At 69.0% G+C, this 19,606-nt stretch carries 26 protein-coding genes; 8 read left to right on the forward strand and 18 right to left on the reverse strand.

The features are described 5' to 3' along the window. Window positions 1-20: 20 nt before the first annotated feature. The 7 genes from BZG35_RS12370 to BZG35_RS17690 all read right to left on the reverse strand — a co-directional run bounded on the left by BZG35_RS12370 (window position 21) and on the right by BZG35_RS17690 (window position 5,264). The gene (locus tag BZG35_RS12370; RefSeq protein ID WP_077355930.1) at window positions 21-1,010 is read right to left on the reverse strand and encodes an aldo/keto reductase; all 990 of its coding nucleotides are present in this window, start codon (window positions 1,008-1,010) and stop codon (window positions 21-23) included. Window positions 1,011-1,071: 61 nt separating this feature from the next. Next, a complete protein-coding gene (locus tag BZG35_RS12375) occupies window positions 1,072-1,473 on the reverse strand; it encodes a type II toxin-antitoxin system VapC family toxin (RefSeq protein WP_077355931.1) in 402 nt (133 codons plus the stop codon). Continuing rightward, a complete protein-coding gene (locus BZG35_RS12380; protein WP_077355932.1) occupies window positions 1,470-1,727 on the reverse strand; it encodes a type II toxin-antitoxin system VapB family antitoxin in 258 nt (85 codons plus the stop codon). Before BZG35_RS12380 ends, BZG35_RS12375 begins: the two co-directional genes overlap by 4 nt. 34 nt (window positions 1,728-1,761) lie before the next feature. Then, entirely contained in the window at window positions 1,762-3,573 is a 1,812-nt protein-coding gene (locus BZG35_RS12385) for an aminopeptidase P family protein (RefSeq protein ID WP_077355933.1), read from the reverse strand. A 50-nt stretch (window positions 3,574-3,623) separates the two neighbouring features. Next, complete coding sequence (locus BZG35_RS17685; RefSeq protein WP_150126024.1) at window positions 3,624-4,106, reverse strand: hypothetical protein; 483 nt, start codon at window positions 4,104-4,106, stop codon at window positions 3,624-3,626. 52 nt (window positions 4,107-4,158) lie between these two features. Further along, entirely contained in the window at window positions 4,159-5,028 is an 870-nt protein-coding gene (locus BZG35_RS12395) for a 50S ribosomal protein L11 methyltransferase (protein WP_077355935.1), read from the reverse strand. Window positions 5,029-5,033: 5 nt separating this feature from the next. Next, the gene (locus BZG35_RS17690) at window positions 5,034-5,264 is read right to left on the reverse strand and encodes a hypothetical protein (protein ID WP_150126025.1); all 231 of its coding nucleotides are present in this window, start codon (window positions 5,262-5,264) and stop codon (window positions 5,034-5,036) included. Between the two features lie 10 nt (window positions 5,265-5,274). Here BZG35_RS17690 and BZG35_RS12405 point away from each other — a divergent pair, with 10 nt between their 5' ends. Then, window positions 5,275-5,739: a hypothetical protein gene (locus tag BZG35_RS12405; protein ID WP_150126026.1), complete on the forward strand. Its 465-nt coding sequence runs from the start codon at window positions 5,275-5,277 to the stop codon at window positions 5,737-5,739. Window positions 5,740-5,812: 73 nt separating this feature from the next. On the opposite strand, the gene BZG35_RS12410 is transcribed toward BZG35_RS12405, so the two are convergent. The 3 genes from BZG35_RS12410 to BZG35_RS12420 form a co-directional block, all read right to left on the reverse strand. Then, window positions 5,813-6,025 (reverse strand): DUF3126 family protein, encoded by a 213-nt coding sequence (locus BZG35_RS12410; RefSeq protein ID WP_077355938.1) that lies wholly within the window; start codon window positions 6,023-6,025, stop codon window positions 5,813-5,815. A gap of 70 nt (window positions 6,026-6,095) precedes the next feature. Further along, window positions 6,096-6,917 (reverse strand): serine O-acetyltransferase, encoded by an 822-nt coding sequence (gene cysE / locus BZG35_RS12415; RefSeq protein ID WP_077358106.1) that lies wholly within the window; start codon window positions 6,915-6,917, stop codon window positions 6,096-6,098. 20 nt (window positions 6,918-6,937) lie between these two features. Then, window positions 6,938-7,585, reverse strand: coding sequence for an NUDIX hydrolase (locus BZG35_RS12420; protein WP_077355939.1), 648 nt, complete (start codon window positions 7,583-7,585; stop codon window positions 6,938-6,940). 45 nt (window positions 7,586-7,630) lie between these two features. Here BZG35_RS12420 and BZG35_RS12425 point away from each other — a divergent pair, with 45 nt between their 5' ends. Next, the gene (locus BZG35_RS12425) at window positions 7,631-8,239 is read left to right on the forward strand and encodes a nitroreductase (RefSeq protein WP_077355940.1); all 609 of its coding nucleotides are present in this window, start codon (window positions 7,631-7,633) and stop codon (window positions 8,237-8,239) included. Window positions 8,240-8,287: 48 nt separating this feature from the next. On the opposite strand, the gene BZG35_RS12430 is transcribed toward BZG35_RS12425, so the two are convergent. Further along, entirely contained in the window at window positions 8,288-9,175 is an 888-nt protein-coding gene (locus BZG35_RS12430; RefSeq protein ID WP_077355941.1) for an AraC family transcriptional regulator, read from the reverse strand. Window positions 9,176-9,317: 142 nt separating this feature from the next. On the opposite strand from BZG35_RS12430, the gene BZG35_RS12435 reads away from it, so the two are divergent. Continuing rightward, window positions 9,318-10,202 (forward strand): oxidoreductase, encoded by an 885-nt coding sequence (locus BZG35_RS12435; RefSeq protein ID WP_077355942.1) that lies wholly within the window; start codon window positions 9,318-9,320, stop codon window positions 10,200-10,202. A 10-nt stretch (window positions 10,203-10,212) separates the two neighbouring features. On the opposite strand, the gene BZG35_RS12440 is transcribed toward BZG35_RS12435, so the two are convergent. The 3 genes from BZG35_RS12440 to queF are packed head-to-tail and all read right to left on the reverse strand — an operon-like array spanning window position 10,213 to window position 12,808. After that, on the reverse strand, window positions 10,213-11,916 hold the full coding sequence (locus tag BZG35_RS12440; protein WP_216351851.1) for an SDR family oxidoreductase: 1,704 nt from the start codon (window positions 11,914-11,916) through the stop codon (window positions 10,213-10,215). Continuing rightward, entirely contained in the window at window positions 11,913-12,341 is a 429-nt protein-coding gene (locus BZG35_RS12445) for a thiol-disulfide oxidoreductase DCC family protein (RefSeq protein ID WP_077355943.1), read from the reverse strand. The genes BZG35_RS12440 and BZG35_RS12445 overlap by 4 nt, the downstream gene beginning before the upstream one ends. Before the next feature lie 5 nt (window positions 12,342-12,346). Next, a complete protein-coding gene (gene queF / locus BZG35_RS12450; protein ID WP_077355944.1) occupies window positions 12,347-12,808 on the reverse strand; it encodes a preQ(1) synthase in 462 nt (153 codons plus the stop codon). Window positions 12,809-12,910: 102 nt separating this feature from the next. Here queF and BZG35_RS12455 point away from each other — a divergent pair, with 102 nt between their 5' ends. The 5 genes from BZG35_RS12455 to BZG35_RS12475 all read left to right on the forward strand — a co-directional run bounded on the left by BZG35_RS12455 (window position 12,911) and on the right by BZG35_RS12475 (window position 16,352). Next, a complete protein-coding gene (locus BZG35_RS12455; RefSeq protein ID WP_077355945.1) occupies window positions 12,911-13,843 on the forward strand; it encodes a nitronate monooxygenase family protein in 933 nt (310 codons plus the stop codon). Window positions 13,844-13,853: 10 nt separating this feature from the next. Beyond that, on the forward strand, window positions 13,854-14,564 hold the full coding sequence (locus tag BZG35_RS12460) for a TorF family putative porin (RefSeq protein WP_077355946.1): 711 nt from the start codon (window positions 13,854-13,856) through the stop codon (window positions 14,562-14,564). A gap of 117 nt (window positions 14,565-14,681) precedes the next feature. Then, window positions 14,682-15,275: a fasciclin domain-containing protein gene (locus tag BZG35_RS12465; protein ID WP_077355947.1), complete on the forward strand. Its 594-nt coding sequence runs from the start codon at window positions 14,682-14,684 to the stop codon at window positions 15,273-15,275. Between the two features lie 165 nt (window positions 15,276-15,440). After that, window positions 15,441-15,866, forward strand: a complete 426-nt coding sequence (locus BZG35_RS12470; protein ID WP_077355948.1) for a fasciclin domain-containing protein — start codon at window positions 15,441-15,443, stop codon at window positions 15,864-15,866. Window positions 15,867-15,968: 102 nt separating this feature from the next. Continuing rightward, a complete protein-coding gene (locus BZG35_RS12475; RefSeq protein WP_077355949.1) occupies window positions 15,969-16,352 on the forward strand; it encodes a DUF1622 domain-containing protein in 384 nt (127 codons plus the stop codon). Here BZG35_RS12475 and BZG35_RS12480 read toward each other — a convergent pair. Genes BZG35_RS12480 through BZG35_RS12495 form a run of 4 tightly spaced genes read right to left on the reverse strand, consistent with a single transcriptional unit; the run spans window position 16,337 to window position 19,592 of the window. Continuing rightward, window positions 16,337-17,494: a cystathionine gamma-synthase gene (locus BZG35_RS12480; protein ID WP_077355950.1), complete on the reverse strand. Its 1,158-nt coding sequence runs from the start codon at window positions 17,492-17,494 to the stop codon at window positions 16,337-16,339. The two genes, BZG35_RS12475 and BZG35_RS12480, sit on opposite strands and share 16 nt — an antisense overlap. A gap of 4 nt (window positions 17,495-17,498) precedes the next feature. Continuing rightward, window positions 17,499-17,930 carry a DUF2442 domain-containing protein gene (locus BZG35_RS12485; protein WP_077355951.1) on the reverse strand — a complete coding sequence of 144 codons (432 nt, stop codon included), beginning with the start codon at window positions 17,928-17,930 and terminating at the stop codon, window positions 17,499-17,501. After that, window positions 17,927-18,154 (reverse strand): DUF4160 domain-containing protein, encoded by a 228-nt coding sequence (locus BZG35_RS12490; RefSeq protein ID WP_077355952.1) that lies wholly within the window; start codon window positions 18,152-18,154, stop codon window positions 17,927-17,929. The genes BZG35_RS12485 and BZG35_RS12490 overlap by 4 nt, the downstream gene beginning before the upstream one ends. A 34-nt stretch (window positions 18,155-18,188) precedes the next feature. Next, window positions 18,189-19,592, reverse strand: coding sequence for a cystathionine beta-synthase (locus BZG35_RS12495; RefSeq protein ID WP_077355953.1), 1,404 nt, complete (start codon window positions 19,590-19,592; stop codon window positions 18,189-18,191). Between the last annotated feature and the right edge of the window lie 14 nt (window positions 19,593-19,606).

Genomic DNA, 19,606 nt, shown 5'->3' on the forward strand with positions numbered 1-19,606 from the left:
CTACCGGCGGCCGCGCGGACCTAGCGGTTCAGCGCGGCCCGCCCGGCGGGGGCGTAACGTTCGCCGGCGGCGGCGTCCTTGGGGAAGACCGCCTCGATCCGGGCCAGGTCTTCCGGCGTCAGCACCACCTCGGCCGAGGCGACATTGTCCTCCAGCGTCTTGACCCGGCGCGTGCCGGGGATGGGCACCAGATGCTCCCCTTGCGCCAGCACCCAGGCCAGGGCCAGCTGCGCGGCGGTCACGCCCTTGTCGGTGGCGATCTCGGTCACGGCGGTCACCAGGTCGATGTTCTTCTGGAAATTCTCGCCCATGAAGCGCGGGTTGGACCGGCGGAAATCGCCTTCCTCCAGATCGTCGATCGACTTGATATCGCCCGACAGGAAGCCGCGGCCGAGCGGGCTGTAGGGCACGAAGCCGATGCCGAGCTCTTCGCAGGTGGCCAAGATTCCCTGCTCGGGCTCGCGCGACCACAGGGAGTATTCGGTCTGCAGCGCCGTGATCGAATGGGTCGCATGCGCCTTGCGCAAGGTCTCGGGGGCCGCCTCGGACAGGCCCAGGAAACGGACCTTGCCCTCGGTCACCAGCTCGGCCATCGCCCCGACCGTGTCCTCGATCGGCGTGTCGGGATCGACCCGGTGGAGGTAATACAGGTCGATATGGTCGGTGTTCAGCCGTTTCAGACTGCCCTCGATGGCGCGCCGGACATTGGCCGGGCTGCCGTCGACGGTCAGGGCCGTGCGGTCGGCATTGTAGCCGATGCCGAACTTGGTCGCGAGGAACAGCCGGTCCCGCTTCCCGGCGAAGGCGCGGCCCAGCAGTTCCTCATTCGTATAGGGACCGTACATCTCGGCCGTGTCGAACAGGGTGACGCCCAGCTCCAGCGCCCGGTGCAGCACCGTCGTGGCTGTGGCCTCGTCGGAGGGCGCGCCGTAGAAGGCGCTCATCCCCATACAGCCCAGCCCCACGGCCGAGACTTCGGGACCGTTCGGTCCGAGACGACGGGTCTTCATGGGGCATGCTCCTAGGATTGCGGAACGGCTCAGGTCGGTGTCGCGCGGCGTATTCGCAAGGTCAGACGGCCGAAACGATGTCCGTCTGTGCAAAGTCGCTGCCCTTGAACAGCAGGCGCTCGCCAGTCTGTTTGGCGAGCGCATAGGCGAAGCAGTCACCGAGGTTCAGGCGGGCGGGATGAAAGCCCTTTCCGAATTTGAGGTTCGCGGCACGGGCGACCACTGCAAGCGCGCCATCGACCGGAACCACTTCGAGCCGCAGCTCCGCGAGGAGAGCGTCGAGAAGACGAGAGGCCCTTGCTTCCTTGTAACGATCCACCACGGTGGTCAGCTCGACCAGGGTCGCCGCCGAGATCCGTGTCGCTTCTCCGGCGGATCGAGCGCCGACCAGCCGACCGGAGAACAGATCCTTTTCTGGCTCGTTCCGAATGATCGCCACGATCGCCGACGTGTCCACGATCACGCCGGCAGACCCGTCTCCGGGTCGTAGAGAAACGCGCTGGGGTCTTCCTCCTCGAAGAACTCTTTCGGCAGGGCCGCGCGCATCTCGGCCAGAATGGCCTCGACCTTGTCGATGTCGATCCCGCGGGGATTGGCCTTCAGGCGATCACGCCGCTCCCTCAACGCGACGATGACAGCGTCGGTCAGGCTCTCGCCCGTCGCTGCTGCGACCTCCACTGCCAACTCATGCGCGATGGGGTTCTTGATATTGAGCATGGGAGAGCAGCCCCTACCACAAACGCCGCAGAGCTTAAAGCGGGGAGCACTGCCCCTCCAGCCAGGACCGCACCTCGTCATCCAAAAGCGGGCCTACCTTGGCCAGGGTCTCCGCGTGATAGGCATCGACATAGGCCCGCTCGCCCGGCGTGAGCAGATCGACGTCGATCAGCCGCCGGTCCAGCGGCGCGAAGGTCAGCTGTTCGAAGCCGTGCATCGGTCGCTCCCCGCCCGGGACATCCTCCGGCGGCGTGACCACCTGCAGGGTCTCGATGCGGATGCCCCAGTGGCCCTCGCGGTAGTAGCCGGGCTCGTTCGACAGGATCATGCCGGTCAGCAGCGGCTGGGTGTTGACCAGTTTGGCGATCCGCTGCGGCCCTTCGTGCACGCCCAGATACGATCCGACGCCGTGGCCGGTGCCGTGGTCGTAGTCCAGCCCCGCCATCCACATCGGCAGCCGCGCCAGGGCGTCCAGCTGGTGCCCCGTGGTCCCGGCCGGGAAGCGCACCGTGGCCATGGCGATATGGCCCTTCAGCACCAGGGTGAACATGCGCCGCTGATCGGCCGAGGGCTCGCCGATGGCCATCGTCCGGGTCACGTCCGTGGTGCCGTCCAGATACTGGCCGCCACCGTCGACCAGTAGCAGGGAGCCCGGCTTCATCCGCCGGATCGTGCGCGTGACGGGCTTGTAGTGCGGCAGGGCGGCGTTGGGTCCTACGCCTGCAATGGTGTCGAAGCTCAGGTCCTGCAGCGCGCCGGTCGCCTCGCGGAACCGCTCCAGCGCCTCGACCACCTGGCGTTCGTCCGGCAACTCGACCTGGGCCACGGTGTCGACCCAGTGCAGGAACCGCACCAGAGCCGCCCCGTCGCGGATGTGGGCCTGGCGGCTGCCCTCGATCTCGACCGGGTTCTTGGCCGCGCGCGGCAGGGCGCAGGGATCCATGCCGCGGACCACCGTCGCCCCGACCAGCGCCAGACGGTCGAAATACCAGGCCGAGGACTGGGCCGGATCGACCAGGACGCGCACGCCCTTCATGCCCTCGAGGGCCTGCGGCAGCTCGTCGGGAGACATCAGGGTGACGTCGTCGCCCAGCCAGGCCGGCAGGGCGTTGGTGACCTTGGCCGGGTCGAGGAACAGCATGGCCGTGCCGTTGGCGGCGACGATGGCCTGGGCCAGAGGCAGGGGCGAGCGGATCACGTCGCCGCCTCGAACATTGAACAGCCAGGCGATGGATGACGGGGCGGTCAGGAGACAGGCCTCCGCCCCCGCCCTGGCGATCGCCTCGCCGATCCGCGCGCGCTTGGCGGCGCTGCTTTCGCCGGCATAGCGGTCCTCGTGCGCGACCACCGGCGCGGCGGGCTGGGCCGGGCGGGCCTCGCCCCAGGCGGTGTCCACGGGGTTGCGGTCGACGGGCCTGAGCGACGCCCCGGCCTTCGCCGCCGCCGTCTTCAAGGTCGCCAGGGCGTCGGGGCTGTGCAGGCGGGCATCGTAGCCGATCACGGCCCCGCGCGGCAGCCGCTCCAGATAGGCGGGAACGCCGCCGTCGACGAGATCCAGGATCTCGAACTGCCCGGCGTCAACCTGCGCCCGGACCTGAACCGTATAGCGCCCGTCGGCGAACACGGCCGCCCGGTCCGTCAGCACGACCCCCGCGCCCGCGGAGCCCGTGAAGCCGGTCAGCCAGCCCAGCCGATCATTGGCGGCCGGCAGATACTCGTTCTGATGCTCGTCCTCGTGCGGGACCAGGAAACCGTCCAGCCCCTGCTCCGCCATCGCGGCGCGGACGAGAGGAAGATGTTTCGCCCCGAAGGACGGATCGGTGGTTTCGTCGAAGGTCTGGCGCATGAACGCCGCATAGCATCTCCCTCCCCGTCATGGGGAGGGAGACTTGTCACCTAGGGTTGGGGCGTCGTCGTCGTCACGGTGGCGACGGCAGGCGACGTCGGGGCGGCCGACGGCGCCGGGGTCGGGACCACCACCTGACGCTCGATCACGACCGGCGGCTGGCTGGCGGCGCGGGCGGTCTCGGCGCGCGCCTCGGTGGTGGCGCGCACGGCCTCGGCCTGGGCGCGGGCGGCGTCCATGCGGGCCATGTCCACGCTTTGCTGGGCCCCGGTGATCTGGCTCTGCAGCACGGCGCGGTCGGCATCGGCCTGGGCCGCGATGGCGTCGGCCTGGGCCTGGGCCAGCTGCGCCTCGGTGGCCTGGTCGCCGCCGCGGTTGCTCAGGATCCAGAACACGGCGATCAGGACGATGGCGGCCAGGGCCCCCGCGATCCACCAGCCGGTGTTGGATTCGCGGCGGACCACGACGGTCTCGGTATAGACGGGCTCGGCGACGACGATGCGCTCGGGCTGGTTCGGGTCGTACTGGCTCACGGGAAATCCCTCCATTGAGCCAGCGGAACGGCCCCGCTTGGGTGTTGTTCCGTCAGCCCATCCGCCTGAGCACGAGGGCGCTCCAGGCGTCGCGGTGGATCCGCCGCTCCAGCCGGAAGCCGCGCGACAGATAGGCGGCCGAGACCCGGCGCTCCTGGGTCCGCAGCAAACCGGACAGGATGGCCACCCCACCGATCCGCAGGCTCATCTTGATGTCCTGCGACAGGGCCACCAGCGGCGGGGCGAGGATGTTGGCGAACACCAGGTCATAGGGGGCCCCGGCCCGCACCTTGACGTCGTTCAGGCCCGAGGCGTGGACGAACCTGGCATGGGCCTGGTTCAGCTTGGCGTTCTCGTTGGCGATCCGCACCGAGGGGGCGTCGATGTCGGTGCCCACCGCCAGGGCCGCCCCCGTCCGCGCCGCCGCGATGGCCAGGACGCCGGTGCCGCAGCCGACGTCCAAGACCTTCTCGAACCGTTCGCGCTTCAGCAGCTCGTCATAGGCCACCAGACAGCCGACGGTGGTGCCGTGGTGCCCGGTGCCGAAGGCGGCGCCGGCGTCGATCTTCAGATTGACGGCGTTCGGCGGCACCCGTCCCTGGTCGTGCGCGCCATAGACGAAGAACCGCCCGGCCCGCACCGGGGGCAGGCCCGACAGCGACATGGCCAGCCAGTCGGCGTCGGCCAGGGCCTCGACCTTGACCGTGACGGCCGGGTGTTCGGCCAGGCGCGCGACCAGCCGGTCGGCCTCGTCCTGCGAGGTCGGGAAGGCGTCGATGCGCCAGACGTCGCGATCCTCGTCCTCTTCCAGGATGGAATAGGTCGCGCCTTCCAGCATGACGTCGGTGTCGATGTCGGCCGCGGCGGACTCGGCAGCCTGGCGGGGCCCGTGGGCTATGACTTGGACGGGATTATAGGACATGCTGCTCAAACGCCGGTATCATTGCGAATCGCTACCACCAGACAGGCGTCGGGGCGCTTCTGTTCCTGACGCGATTGTTCAAACCGAGGGGTCGGGGAATACATGGCCAAGTCACCGTCTACTGCGTCGCCGAAAGCGTCCGCCGCTTCCAAGCCTAAACCGGCGGCGAAGTCGAGCGTCGCGAAGACCGTCACCGTTGCGAACACCGCTGAAACGGCCAAGGCCGCGGCCGCCAAGCCGGCCTCGGTGAAGACCGCCGCTACCAAGGCCCCCGCGCCTAAGACGACCGTCAAGACCGTGGCCAAGGCACCCGCCGCCAAGGCCACCAGCGCCACGACAGCGAAGGTGCCCGCAAAGGCCCCGGCGGCCAAGGCGACCAAGGTCACGGCCCCTGCTACCAAGGCCGCGGCCAAGCCCGCCGTCAAGGCTCCGGCCGCGCCACCCAAGACCTCTGCCCCCAAGCCGGCGCCGAAGCCGGTCGCCGCCAAGCCGGCCGAGGCCAAACCGGCTGTGACGAAGGCCGAGGCCCCCGCCGTGAAGGCTGCCGAACCCGTCGCGGCCCCGAGCCCCGCCCCGGCGGCCGCGCCGAAGCCGGCCCCCGCCCCGGCCGCCAAGCCCGCCGCCGCGACCACCGCTGCGGCCTCCAAGGCGCCGGAAAAGAAGAAGGGCTTCTTCGACACCCTGGCCGACGCGATCTTCGGCAAGCGCTGATCCCGGCCTGAAACGCAAAACGCCGGACGGTGCGAACCGTCCGGCGTTTTCATGTCTTCGACATTTGAGACGATCAGTCGGCCGGCAGGTCCTCGGCCAGGATGGCCATCTCGAACATGAAGCTGCCGTCCTCGTCCTCGTCTTCGAAGACGACGCCGATGAATTCGTCGCCGACATAGACCTCGGCCGAGTCGTTCACCTTGGCGCGGGCCTTCACGATGATGCCACCGGTGTTGAAGGTGCGCTTCAGGTGGGCTTCGATACGCTTCATGTCAGCGTCGTTCATGGCGGGCCTCGGGGGTCTGGAATGGACGGCGGACCCTAGAGAAGCGGCCTCGCGAAGGAAACCCCGGCCGTCAGATCACGAAGTCATAAACGATGTCGGCCAGGGTGTGATCCATGGTCCGGGCCGGGGCCGCGTCGGTCGGGCAGTTGACCAGTCGTGCCGGAACGCCCGCCACCGTGCAGCCGGCGGGCACGGGCTTCAGCACCACCGAGCCGGACGCCACCTTGGCGTAGTCCCCGACCACGATATTGCCCAGCACCTTGGCCCCGGCGCCCAGCAGGACGCCCTTGCCGATCTTGGGATGGCGGTCGCCGCGCTCGGCCCCGGTCCCGCCCAGGGTGACGCCGTGCAGCATGGAGACCTCATCGCCGACCACCGCCGTCTCGCCGATGACGATGCCCGTGCCGTGGTCAAGGAACAGCCCCGCCCCCATCCGCGCGCCGGGATGGATGTCGATCTGGAACAATTCGGAGATCCGGCTCTGGAAATGGAAAGCCAGGGTCTCGCGCCCCTGTTTCCACAGCCAGTGCGCCACCCGCGACGCCTGCAGCGCCTGATAGCCTTTGAAGTACAGGAACGGCTGCAGCAGCGACTTGATCGCTGGATCGCGCTCGGCCACGGCCTGCAGGTCGGCCTCGGCCGCCGCGACGATGGCCGGATCGGACCAGTAGGCGAAGGCGCACACCTCGCGCACGCTCATGGGCGCCAGTTCGGCGTCGCCGATCTTGCGCGCGATCTGAAAGCTGAGGGCGTTCGACAGGTCGATGTGAGACAGGATGGTCGCGTTCATCAGCGAGCCCAGGTGCGGCTCGCTGCGCGCCGCCGCCTCGGCCGAGGCGCGCAGCTGGCTCCACACGCCGTCCTTGGACGCCACCACTTCCAGCTTGTGCATCACCGGCTCCATGCGCTCCATTATACCCGGGTCAGCATGGCATGCGCCAGCCAGCCGGGCAGAAGGCCTTCTCGCGCCATATGGTAGGCCCGATAGGCCGTCGCCACCGTGAAGGAATCCAGCACCGCCCCGCGCTCAATCTCGGCCAGCAGCTGGGTGAAGGGCACACGCACCACCGCGATCGCTTCGGTCGGGTCCGGATCGACCGGCACCGGGCTGAGATCCCAGGCGATCCAGGTTAGACCGATCTCGTCGGTGATGGAGTTCGACACCTCGATCGCCAGGGCCCGCTTCCAGGATCCGGCCTTCAGCCCGGCCTCCTCGGCCAGTTCGCGCATGGCCCCGACCAGGGGATCCTCGTCGAACGGCGCGCCCCCCTCCGGCATCTCCCACGAATAGTTGCCCCGGGCGAAGCGCGACTGGCCGACCAGGGTCACGGTCCCGTCCGTATGCACCGGCAGCACCCCGGTGGCCACGTTCTGGAATCGCAGCACGCCATAGCGGGCTTCACGGCCCGTGGGGGCGACGGCCTCGTGCTCGGTCACCTTCATCCAGGCGGTCTGGTGAACCACCCGGTGCCCCAGGTCCTGCCAGGGCACCGGCGCGGGCAGGCCCTCGGCCCAGGCGGGGACAGGGCGTGGATCGCCGAAGGGGTCGCGCTCGCTCATTCCCCAGCTATGGCGCGAAAGCCTGGCCTCGCCTAGCTATGGCGTATGACCCTGCCCTCGCCCGTCGCCCTCGGCGCGCCCCTGCCGACTCCCATCCGCTCGCCCGACATGCTGGCGCGCCTGGCCACCCGCCGCTCGGCCCCGGCCCAGGCCCTGGTCGACCCCGGGCCCGACGCGGGCGAGATCCAGACCCTGCTGACCCTGGCCGCCCGCACGCCCGACCACGGCAAGCTGACGCCCTGGCGTTTCGTCGTCCTGGGCCGCCAGAGCCGCGCCGGAATCGCCGAACAGCTCGCGGCCATGGCCGTCCAGAAGGGCCTGCCCGCCAAGGCCGTCGCCATCCTGGCCAAGCTGACCGCCGCCCCGACGAGCGTCCTGGTGATCTCGACCGCCGCGCCGGCCTCCAAGCCGGTGTGGGAGCAGGAACTGTCCGCCGGGGCCGTCTGCATGAACCTGGAGCACGCGGCGGCCGCGCTGGGGTTCGCCTCCAGCTGGATTACCGACTGGTACAGCTACGACGCCGAGGCCTGCGCCCTGTTCGGGGTCCGCGACGGCGAGCGGGTGGCCGGCTTCATCCACATCGGCACGGCCGTGGAGCCGGTGCTGGAACGCGAGCGCCCCGACGTCACGGCCTTGACGACGATCCTGCCCTAGGCTCCGGCTCCGGCCGGTGCACCGGCGATACCCTCTCAGGCAGTTCGGTCACAGCACCGGAGCCGAAACGGGCTCGGACCGCAATCGCTTCAGGTCCTGCCCGGGCGGCCGGCCGAACTGACGGCTGTATTCGCGGCTGAATTGGCTGGGGCTGTCGTAGCCGACGGCGAAGCCCACGCCGGCGATGTCCCGACCGTCGTTCAGCAGCCGGTTGCGCGCCTCCTGCAGCCGCACCTGTTTCTGGAACTGCAGCGGGCTCATCGCGGTCACGGCCTTGAAATGACGGTGCAGCGAGGTCTCGCTCATCCCCGCCAGCGCGGCCAGGGCCTCGATCCGGATCGGTTCGGCATAGTGTTCGCGAAGCCGGGCAATGACCCGCTGGATCCGCCCCAACCGCCCGTCCTTGGCCCCGATCTGGCGCACCATCGCACTGTGCTCTCCGGCCAGCAGCCGCCAGACGATCTCCCGCCGGATCATCGGGGCCAGCACCGGCGCGTCACTTGGCCGGTCCAGCAGGGCGATCAGCCGCCCGACCGCATCGATCAGCCCGGCGTCCATCCGGCTGACCCTCAGGCCCCGCCCCGGGGCCGCGTCGTCCGGCGCGGCACCGCCCGCCTCCAGCGTCAGGGCGGCGATCATCGCCGGCTCCAGCGCGATCCCAATCGCCGCATAGGGCGCTTCCAGCACCTGTCCGCTGACCGGCAGATCGGCCGAGACGACCAGACAGTCGCCGGCCCGATAGTCGAAGGTATGCGCGCCCAGGGTCGTGCGCTTGGCCCCGTCCAGGATCACGCACAGCATGGGCTCATAGACGATCTGCTGCGGCGGGGCGACCGCATCGGCGGTGATCAGCATGGCGTCCGGCCCGCCGATCGTCGTGGCGGCCGGGCCCGCGTGACGGCGGACGTTCTCGGCCAATTCGTGCAAGAGATCCATCCCCGTACTCAACCCGCGACAGGACCGATATGCAACCGCATCTGGCTTCATGGTGGGATCGTGCAAGAGACTGACGCTATCCGGCTACGCCTGCGGCGCGGTCCGGGCGCATAGGTCAGGCCTCACCGCAGGAGACCTTCCCATGACCACCCCCACCCCCAGAACCTGGTTCATCACCGGCGCGGCTCGCGGACTCGGCGCCGCCACCGCCCAGGCCGCCCTCGAGGCCGGCGACAATGTCGTCGTCGCCGGCCGGAACCGCGACGCCCTGGTCCAGGTCGTCGGCCCCGACTCGGACCGCGTGATGTCCGTGACCCTGGACGTCTCGGACCCAGGCGCTGTCCAGCCGGCGGTCGACGCCGCCCTGGCCCGGTTCGGCCGCCTCGACGTGCTCGTCAACAACGCCGGCTACGGCCATTTGTCGCTCTTCGAGGAGTCGACCGCCGCCGACGTCCAGGCCCAGTACGACACCAATGTCTTCGGCCTGATGGCGGTGACCCGCGCCGTCCTGCCCGCCATGCGGGCCCAGCGCGCAGGCCGGATCTTCAACCTTTCGTCCGTCGGCGGCATCGTCGGCGGGGCCAGCGGGGCCCTGTACTGCGCCTCGAAATTCGCCGTCGAGGGCTTCTCCGAATCCCTGGCGCACGAGGTCGCCCCCTTCGGCATCCAGGTGACCGTCGTCGAGCCCGGCTTCTTCCGCACCGACTTCCTGGAGCCGACCTCGGTCCGCCACGGCACGACCGCGATCTCCGACTACGCCGAGGCCTCGGCCGCCCTGAAGACCTTCTACGACGCTCGCAGCCGCAACCAGGCCGGTGATCCGGCCCGCCTGGGTCGGGCCCTGGTCGCCCTGGCCGACACACCGCAACAGCCGACCCGCTGGGCCGCCGGTTCGGACGCGCTTAAACTGGTCCAGGGCAAGATCGACAGCCTCCAGGCCGAGCTGAACGCCTGGCGCGACCTGACCCTGTCGACGGACGGCGATTTCGCCTTCACGCCGGAGCCCGGTGGCGGCGCCTGGGGGTGATCCGTTGGGATCACCGGGGGCGGTCCGAAAGGACCGCCCTACCGGACCTTCGAGCGACAGGCATCGGACATTGTTCGGGCCCCGCGCCCGTCGCGTCACGCGTCAACCAGCCGCGATAATGAACCAGCCGGTCGCCCCACGGCAGGCCGAGATCCACGTCGAACACGAACCGCCCCTCGGCATCGACCTGTTCAGAAGTCGTCGTGCGCGGCGCGAGCGCGGGCGGCAGGCGGATCGGCCCGATCCTCCAGCCGCCGACGTCGTACCGCAGCCCGGTCGGCGACGGCGTCAGGATGAGGTCGAAGGCGAGCAGACCGAACCGTTCGGTGACACGCCCGCCCGGACGCGGCTTTTCCAGCATGCTCGAGAACAGCGCATCGCCCATCGTCCGCCGCCATAGCGAACGGTCCCCGTCGGCGGACACCGCCACCGTCACCGGGCAGCGCTGCCGGGTGCCCGGGAACCCGAACAGGCGCGCGATCAGGCGGGCCACCGGCCCCTCCGCGCCCACGACGTCCGCCTCGCCCCGCCAGAGCGAGTCGCCGGGCGTCTCGTGCAGGTCGCGGATGGCCTGGGGCAGCCGGTCGAAGTCGGCGCCGATCGCGCGGGCGAACAGCGCGCCGCGCGTCGTGATCCGCTCCGTCGCGATCGGATGCGCGGCGATTTCCGTCTCGAGGGCGTCGAGCGACAGGAGGCCGACGCAGGCGCGGGCCCCGGGCGTCACCCGCCCCGCCGCGATGGCCTTGATCGCCGCCAGGGCGGGCAGGCTCGGCGTCACGGGCCCCTCGCCAGGTTCGGCCACCAGCCGCCAGCTCGCCATCGCCGCCCGCCCCTGCGCATCCCGGCCATAGGCGCTGATCCGCATCGCGCCGCGATCGTCGCCGCTCCAGGAGAACAGCCTGCCGAGGCTCAGGAGCGCGCCGGGAAAGCCCCTTGGGTCCAACAGACCCAACCGAACGACCCGACCCAGCATCCAGGTCGCCAGATGCGCCACGCTCGGTTGCAAACCCGCCAGAAACCGCGCGCTCCGGCGTGGTCGGAACCGCTCCACGAACAGATCCAGATCCGGCGTCTCGGACAGGGACAGCCAGCGCCGGCCGCCCCGCCCCATGTCCCTTCGATGGAGCCCCGACCATCCCGGCCGGACCGTCCACCCTCCGTCCTCGAATACCCGCACTGGTCGACCCAGCCAGGACAGGGTCGCCTGCATCACCGAAAGGCCGCGGGGAGCCCGCGCGCCGGGCGAGATTCCGGCCTCGACCGAGACGATCTCGGTCCAGCCGCGCGTCAGGTCGTCCAGAACCGCGTTGGACAGGGCGGGCGTCGAACTGCATCCGGTCAGGGCGACCACGCCCGCCCGGCGCGCGTCTTCATCCAGGACAGGAAAGGCCGCGACGAAATCGCGGGCATCGGCCAGGTCCACATAGTGCAGACCGGCAGCGATCGTCGCGCGCGCCACCCGGGGCTCTGCGCCCTGGAACGGCCCGGCGGCATCGACCACGATCGCCGCGCCTGTGGCCTGCAGACCCGCGGGGCTCACCGTCGCGGTGTCCAGCCCCACGGCGGTCACCCTTTCCCCGAGCCGCGCCGCCAAGGGGGCCAGCCGCTCCAACCTCCGTCCGGCGATCACCACCTCGAAACCGGCGGCGACGAGCCCCGCGACCAGATGCGCCCCGAAGACGCCGCCGCCGCCGATGACCAGGACTTTCGTCAAGACAGGAAGCGCGCGCGATCCGCCGGAGACGGTGCCATGCAGACGTCGCTGCGTCCAAACAGCCGATACCGGTTCTGGGCGATCACGTCGTAGACCGGATCGCGCATCCAGCGCGGCACCCGCTTCAGCAGTCCGAGCCGCCGGGTCGAGCGCAACTCGGCCAGAACGGTCAGGGCCGCGTCCGACTTGAACCAGGCCCGCCCGTGCAGGATCACGACATTGGTCTCGGGCGCATCGGGCGACACGCCCATGGCCTCGGCGAACCGACGTCCCGCCTCGGACTGGATCGACAGAAAGCGGAACCGCATTTCGGGGTCCCAATCGATGGTGAACCGCACCCACCGCGAACACAGCAGGCAGACGCCATCGAACAGGATCAGCCCGTCCGGCGCATCCTCAGCCGGACGGTTCCGCCAGCGGTCCAAGAACCTCAGCCCCGCCCGCGATAGGTCGGCACGCCCTGGTCGGGCAGCCAGAGGCCTTCGGGCGGCGCCCCGGTCTGCCAGAAGACGTCGATCGGGATGCCGCCGCGCGGATACCAGTAGCCGCCGATGCGCAGCCATTTCGGGCTCAGCAGGTCGGCGATCCGCTTGCCGATGGCCACGGTACAGTCCTCGTGGAAGGCCCCGTGGTTGCGGAAGGCGGTCAGGTACATCTTCAGCGACTTGGACTCGACCAGCCACTCGCCCGGCGCATAGTCGATGACGATATGGGCGAAGTCCGGCTGGCCGGTCACGGGGCACAGGCTGGTGAACTCGGGCGCGGTGAACCGGGCCAGGTACAGGGTGTCGGGGTGCGGATTGGGCACGCGCTCCAGCACCGCCGTCTCGGGCGTGGTGGGCTGGACGGTGTGGTGGCCGAGCTGGCTCAGGCCGGAGGTGTCGGTGGTCATGGACGCGGTTTAGCGCGCCCGGCCACGCCCGTCACGCGTGACCGATTTGCCTTCCGCCGCGACAGCCCGCTATGCGTAGCGAAACAAGACGGAGCGAACGCCATGGCCATTCCCGCGTCCCTTCAGAAGGGTCTGAAACTGCCGGTCATCGAGGCCCCGATGTTTCTGGTCTCCGGACCGGACCTGGTAGTCGAATGCTGCAACAGCGGCGTCATCGGCACCTTCCCCTCTCTGAACGCCCGCACCACCGAGGGCTATGCCGAGTGGCTGGTCGAGATCAAATCCCGCCTGAACCCCGACGCCGCGGCCTTCGGCGTCAACCACATCGTCCACCCGACCAACCCCCGGCTGATGGCCGACATGGCCGTCACCGTCGAGCACCGGGTGCCGCTGGTGATCACCTCGCTCGGGGCCGTGCGCGACGTGGTCGAGGCGGTGCACGGCTATGGCGGGGTGGTCTTCCACGACATCGCCAACGTCCGTCATGCCCGCAAGGCGGCCGAAAGCGGGGTCGATGGCCTGATCCTGGTGGCCAACGGCGCCGGCGGCCACGCGGGCATCATCAACCCCTTCGCCCTGGTAAATGAGGTGCGGTCCTTCTTCGAGGGCACCATCATCCTGTCCGGCTGTCTGTCGACCGGTCAGGACGTCGCGGCGGCGCTGATGCTGGGGGCCGACTTCGCCTATATGGGCACCCGCTTCATCAACACGACCGAGGCCATGGCCGCCGACGCCTACAAGGCCATGATCATCGACAGCGGCGCGACCGACATCGTCCACACCCCGGCGGTCTCGGGCATTCCGGCCAATTTCATGATCAAGTCGCTGGAAGCCAACGGCATCGATCCCAAACACCTGCCCGAGCACAAGCTGGACATGGGCGACGAGGCCAAGGCCTGGAAGACCGTCTGGTCCGCCGGCCAGGGCGCGGGCGCCGTCCACGACGTGGTTCCGGCCGCCGCCCTGGTGGCCCGCCTGCGCGACGAATATGCGCAGGCCACGGATCAGTTCGCCAAGAAGGTCGGAGTCGCCTAGATCGAGGCGGATGAACCGCCCCCTGCTCGCCGCCGCCGTCCTCGGCACCTTCCTGCCCGTCGAGGCGATGGCTCAGGATCGCGACAATGCCCGCTACAGCGCCGACGAGGCGTCGCACTGGTCGTTCGAGACCGGGGCCGGGACCGACAACCGCTCCAAGGGCGCGTCCAAGACCGACGGCGAGCCCTATGTCTTTGGCGAGGTGCAGTGGAACGCCGCCAGCGGCTTCTATGCCGACGCCGAGTTCGAGACGATCGACGCCTCGGGGTCCAGGGTCGAGACCGAGATGGAGGCCGGCTGGCAATTCGCGGCCGTGGGGCTGGAGTTCGACACCTCGGTCTCTCACAAATGGCGGCTGGGGGCCGACGCAGGCCAGGATGACGCCGCCTGGGAATATCAGTTCGACGTGATCCGGGACTTCGGACCCGTGGACGCCCGGCTGCGGCTTGAGCACTCGCCCGACGGCCTGGGCTCGACCCGGAGCACCACCTGGGTCGAGACCCGGCTGCGCTGGGCCGTCAGCGACCGTCTCCGCGCCAGCACCACCCTGGGTCGGCGCGAACAGGACAATGGGCCGGACTACACGGGGTGGAACGCGGGCCTGGCCTACGGCGTGACCGAGACGACCGATCTTGATCTGCGCTGGCACGGCACCGACGCCGAGGACCTGGGCTCCGCCTATGGGAACGCCCTGGTGGCCTCGGTCCTCGTCGCCTTCTGAGACAGGCAGGCCAGGCGTGGCCGTATGCCGCGCGACACCGTGGCGGGCATCCAGAAAGCGGGTTTCATCGTTTCTACGCTCGGTCGCCTTGATGCGATCGCCTCAGGAAGACGTCCCATGAAGCTCACCCTCCTCGCCGGCGCCGTCTCGGCCGCCGCCCTGCTCGCCGCCGCGCCCGCCTCCTTCGCCCAATCGATGGCCGCCCCGGCTGCGGCTCCCGCGGCTCAGGCCACCGTCACGGTCGGCGGCGCTCCCATGTACGCCACCAAGACCATCGTCGAGAACGCCGTCGCCTCGCCGATCCACACCACCCTGGTCGCCGCCGTCAAGGCCGCCGGCCTGGTCGAGACCCTGTCGGGCCCCGGCCCCTTCACCGTCTTCGCCCCGACGGATGAAGCCTTCGCCGCCCTGCCCGCCGGCACGGTCGAGACTCTGGTCGAACCCGCCAACAAGGCGACCCTGACCAAGATCCTGACCTATCACGTCGTCGCCGGTCGTGTGACCGCCGCCGAGCTGGTCGCCCAGATCGAGGCTGGCAACGGCTCGGCCGCCCTGACCACCGTCGAAGGCGGCACCCTGACCGCCAGCCTGGACGGCTCCACCGTCGTCCTGACCGACGAAAAGGGCGGCACCGCCCGCGTGACCCAGGCGGACGTGCTGCAGTCTAATGGCGTGATCCACGTCACCGACGCGATCTCCATGCCGAACTAATTACTGTCGCTAACGTCTTTGTGCGGAGGGATTACTGTAATCCCTCCGCATTTTTGTATCGACAGCTATGGGTCATAGTGTCACGACTGGCACTTCGCCGCAGATCTATTGATCGCCGCCAATAAAGCGCCACCTGCCGTGTCCTTCCAACAAGGACTTCGTCTCATGGCTACCGAAACTCACGACATCGTCGATACCGCCGTCGCCAACGGCTCCTTCACGACCCTGGTCGCCGCCGTCACGGCCGCCGGCCTGGTCGATACGCTGAAGGGGGCCGGCCCCTTCACCGTCTTCGCGCCCACAGACGACGCTTTCGCCAAGCTGCCGGCCGGCACGGTCGACGATTTGGTCAAGCCCGAGAACAAGGACAAGCTGACGGCCATCCTGACGCTGCACGTCCTGTCCGGCGCAGTCCACGCCGCCGACATCGCCGGCAAGACGCTGAGCCCCGCCTCGGTCAACGGCGAGACCCTCGACGTCGACGGCACCGACGGCGTCACCGTCAACGGCGCTGCGGTCACCGCGGCCGACATCGACTGCACCAATGGCGTGATCCACGTCATCGACACGGTGCTTCTGCCCCAGGGCTAAGCCGTCCGGTCGTACGACCAGGGGCAGCCTGCGAGGGCTGCCCCTTTTTTTCTGTCGGGTGCCGAAGCCGCGAACTCACAGGCTCGTCAAGCGTTGCCGGGAATGGTCGGCAATCTGCACTCCCTTATCGACCGGCTCTCCAGCCTCCTGGAACTCGCGGGGGTCGCCGTCATCCTGGGCGGTGCCGTTCTGGCGACCTTCGTCTTCGTGATGAACCTGATCCAGTCCCGCGACGGGGCCAGGGCCTATGACCACTACCGGGCCAATCTGGGACGCGGCATCCTGCTGGGTCTCGAACTGCTGGTCGGCGCGGACATCATCGCCACCATCACCGCGCCGCTGACGTTCGAAAGCGTCGGCCTGCTGGGCCTGGTCGTGCTGATCCGAACCTTCCTCAGCTTCTCGCTGGAAACCGAGATCGAGGGGGTCTGGCCCTGGCGTCGCCGCGACGCCGGCGGCGAGCCGCGGCGTCAGCCCAGCGCCTGATCCAGGTCGGCGATCAGGTCGTCCAGATCCTCGACCCCGACCGAGAACCGGATCAGGCTATCGGTGATCCCGCCCGCCTCGCGCACGTCTTTCGGCACGCTGGCATGGGTCATGATGGCCGGGTGGTTCACCAGGCTCTCCACGCCGCCCAGCGATTCCGCCAGGGTGAAGACCTGGAACCGCTCTAGCACCTGTTTCGTGTGGGCCAGGTCGCCGTCCAGCACCACGGTGACCATGCCGCCGTAGCGACCGTTCATCTGGCGGCTGGCGAGCTCATGCTGGGGATGGCTGATCAGGCCGGGATACAGCACCCGCGACACCCCGGCCCGCTCCTCCAGCCAGCGCGCGACGGCCAGGGCGTTCTCGTTGTGCGCCTTCATCCGCAGGCCTAGGGTCTTCAGCCCCCGGTTGGCCAGAAAGGCGTCGAACGGCCCCATCACCCCCCCGACCGAATTCTGCAGGAACTTGATCTCCTTGGCGATCTCGACGTTTCCGGCGACCAGCACCCCGCCGATGATGTCGGAGTGGCCGTTCAGGTATTTGGTCGCCGAATGCATGACGATGTCGGCCCCCAGGCTCAGCGGCTGCTGGCTCCAGGGCGTGGCGAAGGTGTTGTCCACCACCAGCAGCAGGCCGTGCGCCCTGGCCACCGCCGACAGGGCGGCGATGTCGGCCAGTTTCATCAGGGGATTGGTGGGCGTCTCGACCCACAGCATCTTCGTCTTCGGCGTGATCGCCGCCTCGACCGCCGCGACGTCGCTCAGATCGACATAGGCGAAATCCAGCCCCATCGACCGCCGCCGCACCCGCTCGAACAGCCGCCACGACCCGCCGTACAGATCATCGCCCGTCACGATGTGCGAGCCCGCATCCAGCAGCTCCAGCGCCGTCGAGGTCGCCGCCATGCCGCTGGCGAAGCCGAAGCCCTGCACCCCGCCCTCGAGATCGGCGATACAGGCCTCGAAGGCCTCGCGCGTCGGGTTCTTGCCCCGGGCGTACTCATAGCCCTTGTTCACCCCCGGGCTTTCCTGGGCATAGGTCGAGGTGGCGTAGATCGGCGTCATCACCGCGCCCGTGGTCGGGTCCGGCCGCTGACCGGCGTGGATGGCGCGGGTCGAGAAACCCTGGCTGTTCTTGATCATGGGTTCAGGCGGCTTTCAGTGCGTCCCAGCCCTTGCAGGCCAGAAGGATGGAGCGCGGCACGGTCCGCCCTCCGGAATAATAGGCGATGGTGCGCCGGGACAGGCCCAGCGCCTCGGCGGCTCCATTCAGCGACAGCCCGTTTCGAAGACGCCACTCGAGGAAGGCACGCGTATCATCACGCCCCCAGGCGGTGAGGCTGTCGAGCCACAGCGAGTCCGCGCCGATCTCGATCTCCCCGGGCCAGACCAGACTGTGCCCCCAGTCGCCGACCTCGACCTCAGCGAATACCGCGGTGTCGGCGAGCGGGCGAAAGGGGGGGATCTTGACGATGGGGGCGAAATCTACGGTCGCTTCCTCGCCCGGGCCCCAGGTCAGCGCGAGCCGGTGTCCATCCAGGTGACGGACGGCCGTCAGGCTGCGCAAGGTCTCGCTCACGGGTTCAACTCCCGCCAGGTTCGCATTAGATCGGCCTGATGATCCGAGGCCCAGCCGATGGCTGCGGCCAGGGCGTCCTTCGGCGGCTGACCGATGATGAGCTCAAGCGTGGCGATCGACACGGAACACCTCCATCCCTTTCCCTCAACATGGAAATGCGGGACACCATGATCCCGCCCATAGACGGCGATCTTCCAGGCTGGCGCTCGATGGAGCGTCACCATGCCGGGTTATAGTGCATCAGATGCACCGACCCAACTATCGGTTCAGGCTGAGGTGGTTGATCAGGTCGACGCGCGCGATCAGGCCGACGAATTTCTCGCCATCCAGCACGATCGCCACCCGGTCGCGGTCGAACACCGGGATCAGCGCGTCCAGCGGCTCGGACACCTGGACCGTGTCCAGATCGCGCGTCATGGCCGAGGCCACCGGCTTGGCGAAACGCTCGCGGCGGGTGATCTCGTCGGTGTTCATGATGTGTACGATGTCGCTCTCGTCCAGAATCCCGACCAGCCGGCCCTCCTGGATGATCGGCAGCTGCGAGACGTCGGCTCCGCGCATGCGCTTGAAGGCGGTGTCCAGGGTATCGTCCGGCCCGGCCGTGACGACGTCGCCCTTCTCGTATTTGCGGCTGATCAGGTCGGACAGGTCGCCGTGCAGCTCGCGCTCGCCCAGGCCCTGGTCCGCCAGCCAGGCGTCGTTGTAGACCTTGGACAGGTATTTCGCCCCGGTGTCGCAGACGAAGGTCACCACCCGCTTCGGCTCGGTCTGCTCCCGGCACCAGCGCAGGGCCGAGGCGATCAGCGTGCCCGACGACGAGCCGGCCAGGATACCTTCCTTCAGCAGCAGCTCGCGCACCGTCGCGATCGCCTCCGCGTCCGGGATCGAATAGGCCTTGTCGATCAGGCTCATGTCGGCCGTCTCGGGCACGAAGCTCTGGCCGATGCCCTCGACCGTATAGCTGCCGTCGGGGCCCGGGACGCCGTCGTTGACGACCCCCGCCAGCACCGACCCGACCGGATCCGCCAGGATGATCTGGGCGTTGGAACCCTGGCTCTTCAGGAACTGGCCGATTCCCGTGATCGTCCCGCCCGAACCGATCCCGGCCACGAAGGCGTCGATGTTGTGGCCCATCTGTTCCCAGATCTCGGGGCCCGTCGTCTTCACATGGGCCTCGGAGTTCGCCCGGTTGTTGAACTGGTTGACGAAGAACCCGCCCGGGATCTGCTGCGCCAGCCGCTCGGCCATGTCGGTATAGTATTCGGGATGGCCGTGCCCCACATCCGACCGGGTCAGGCGGACGTCCGCCCCCATGGCCCGCAGATGCTGGATCTTTTCCTTGGACATCTTGTCCGGGATGACCAGCAGCACCTTATAGCCCTTGGCCTGGCCGACCAGCGTCAGCGCCAAACCGGTGTTTCCGGCCGTAGCCTCGACGATCGTGCCGCCGGGCTTCAGCCAGCCCTCCGCCTCCGCCGCCGCGATCATCGACAGGGCGATCCGGTCCTTGATCGATCCGCCCGGATTCTGGGCCTCCAGCTTCAGGAACAGCCGGCACGGCCCGGTGTCGATCTTGGTCACCTCCACCATCGGCGTCTTGCCGATCAGGTCCAGCAGCGAGCCGGTGGGCGCGCTCAGGGTCGGGTGGGCGGACAGGGACATGAACGGGCTCCGGT

Source organism: Brevundimonas sp. LM2 (assembly GCF_002002865.1).
Classification (GTDB): Bacteria; Pseudomonadota; Alphaproteobacteria; order Caulobacterales; family Caulobacteraceae; genus Brevundimonas.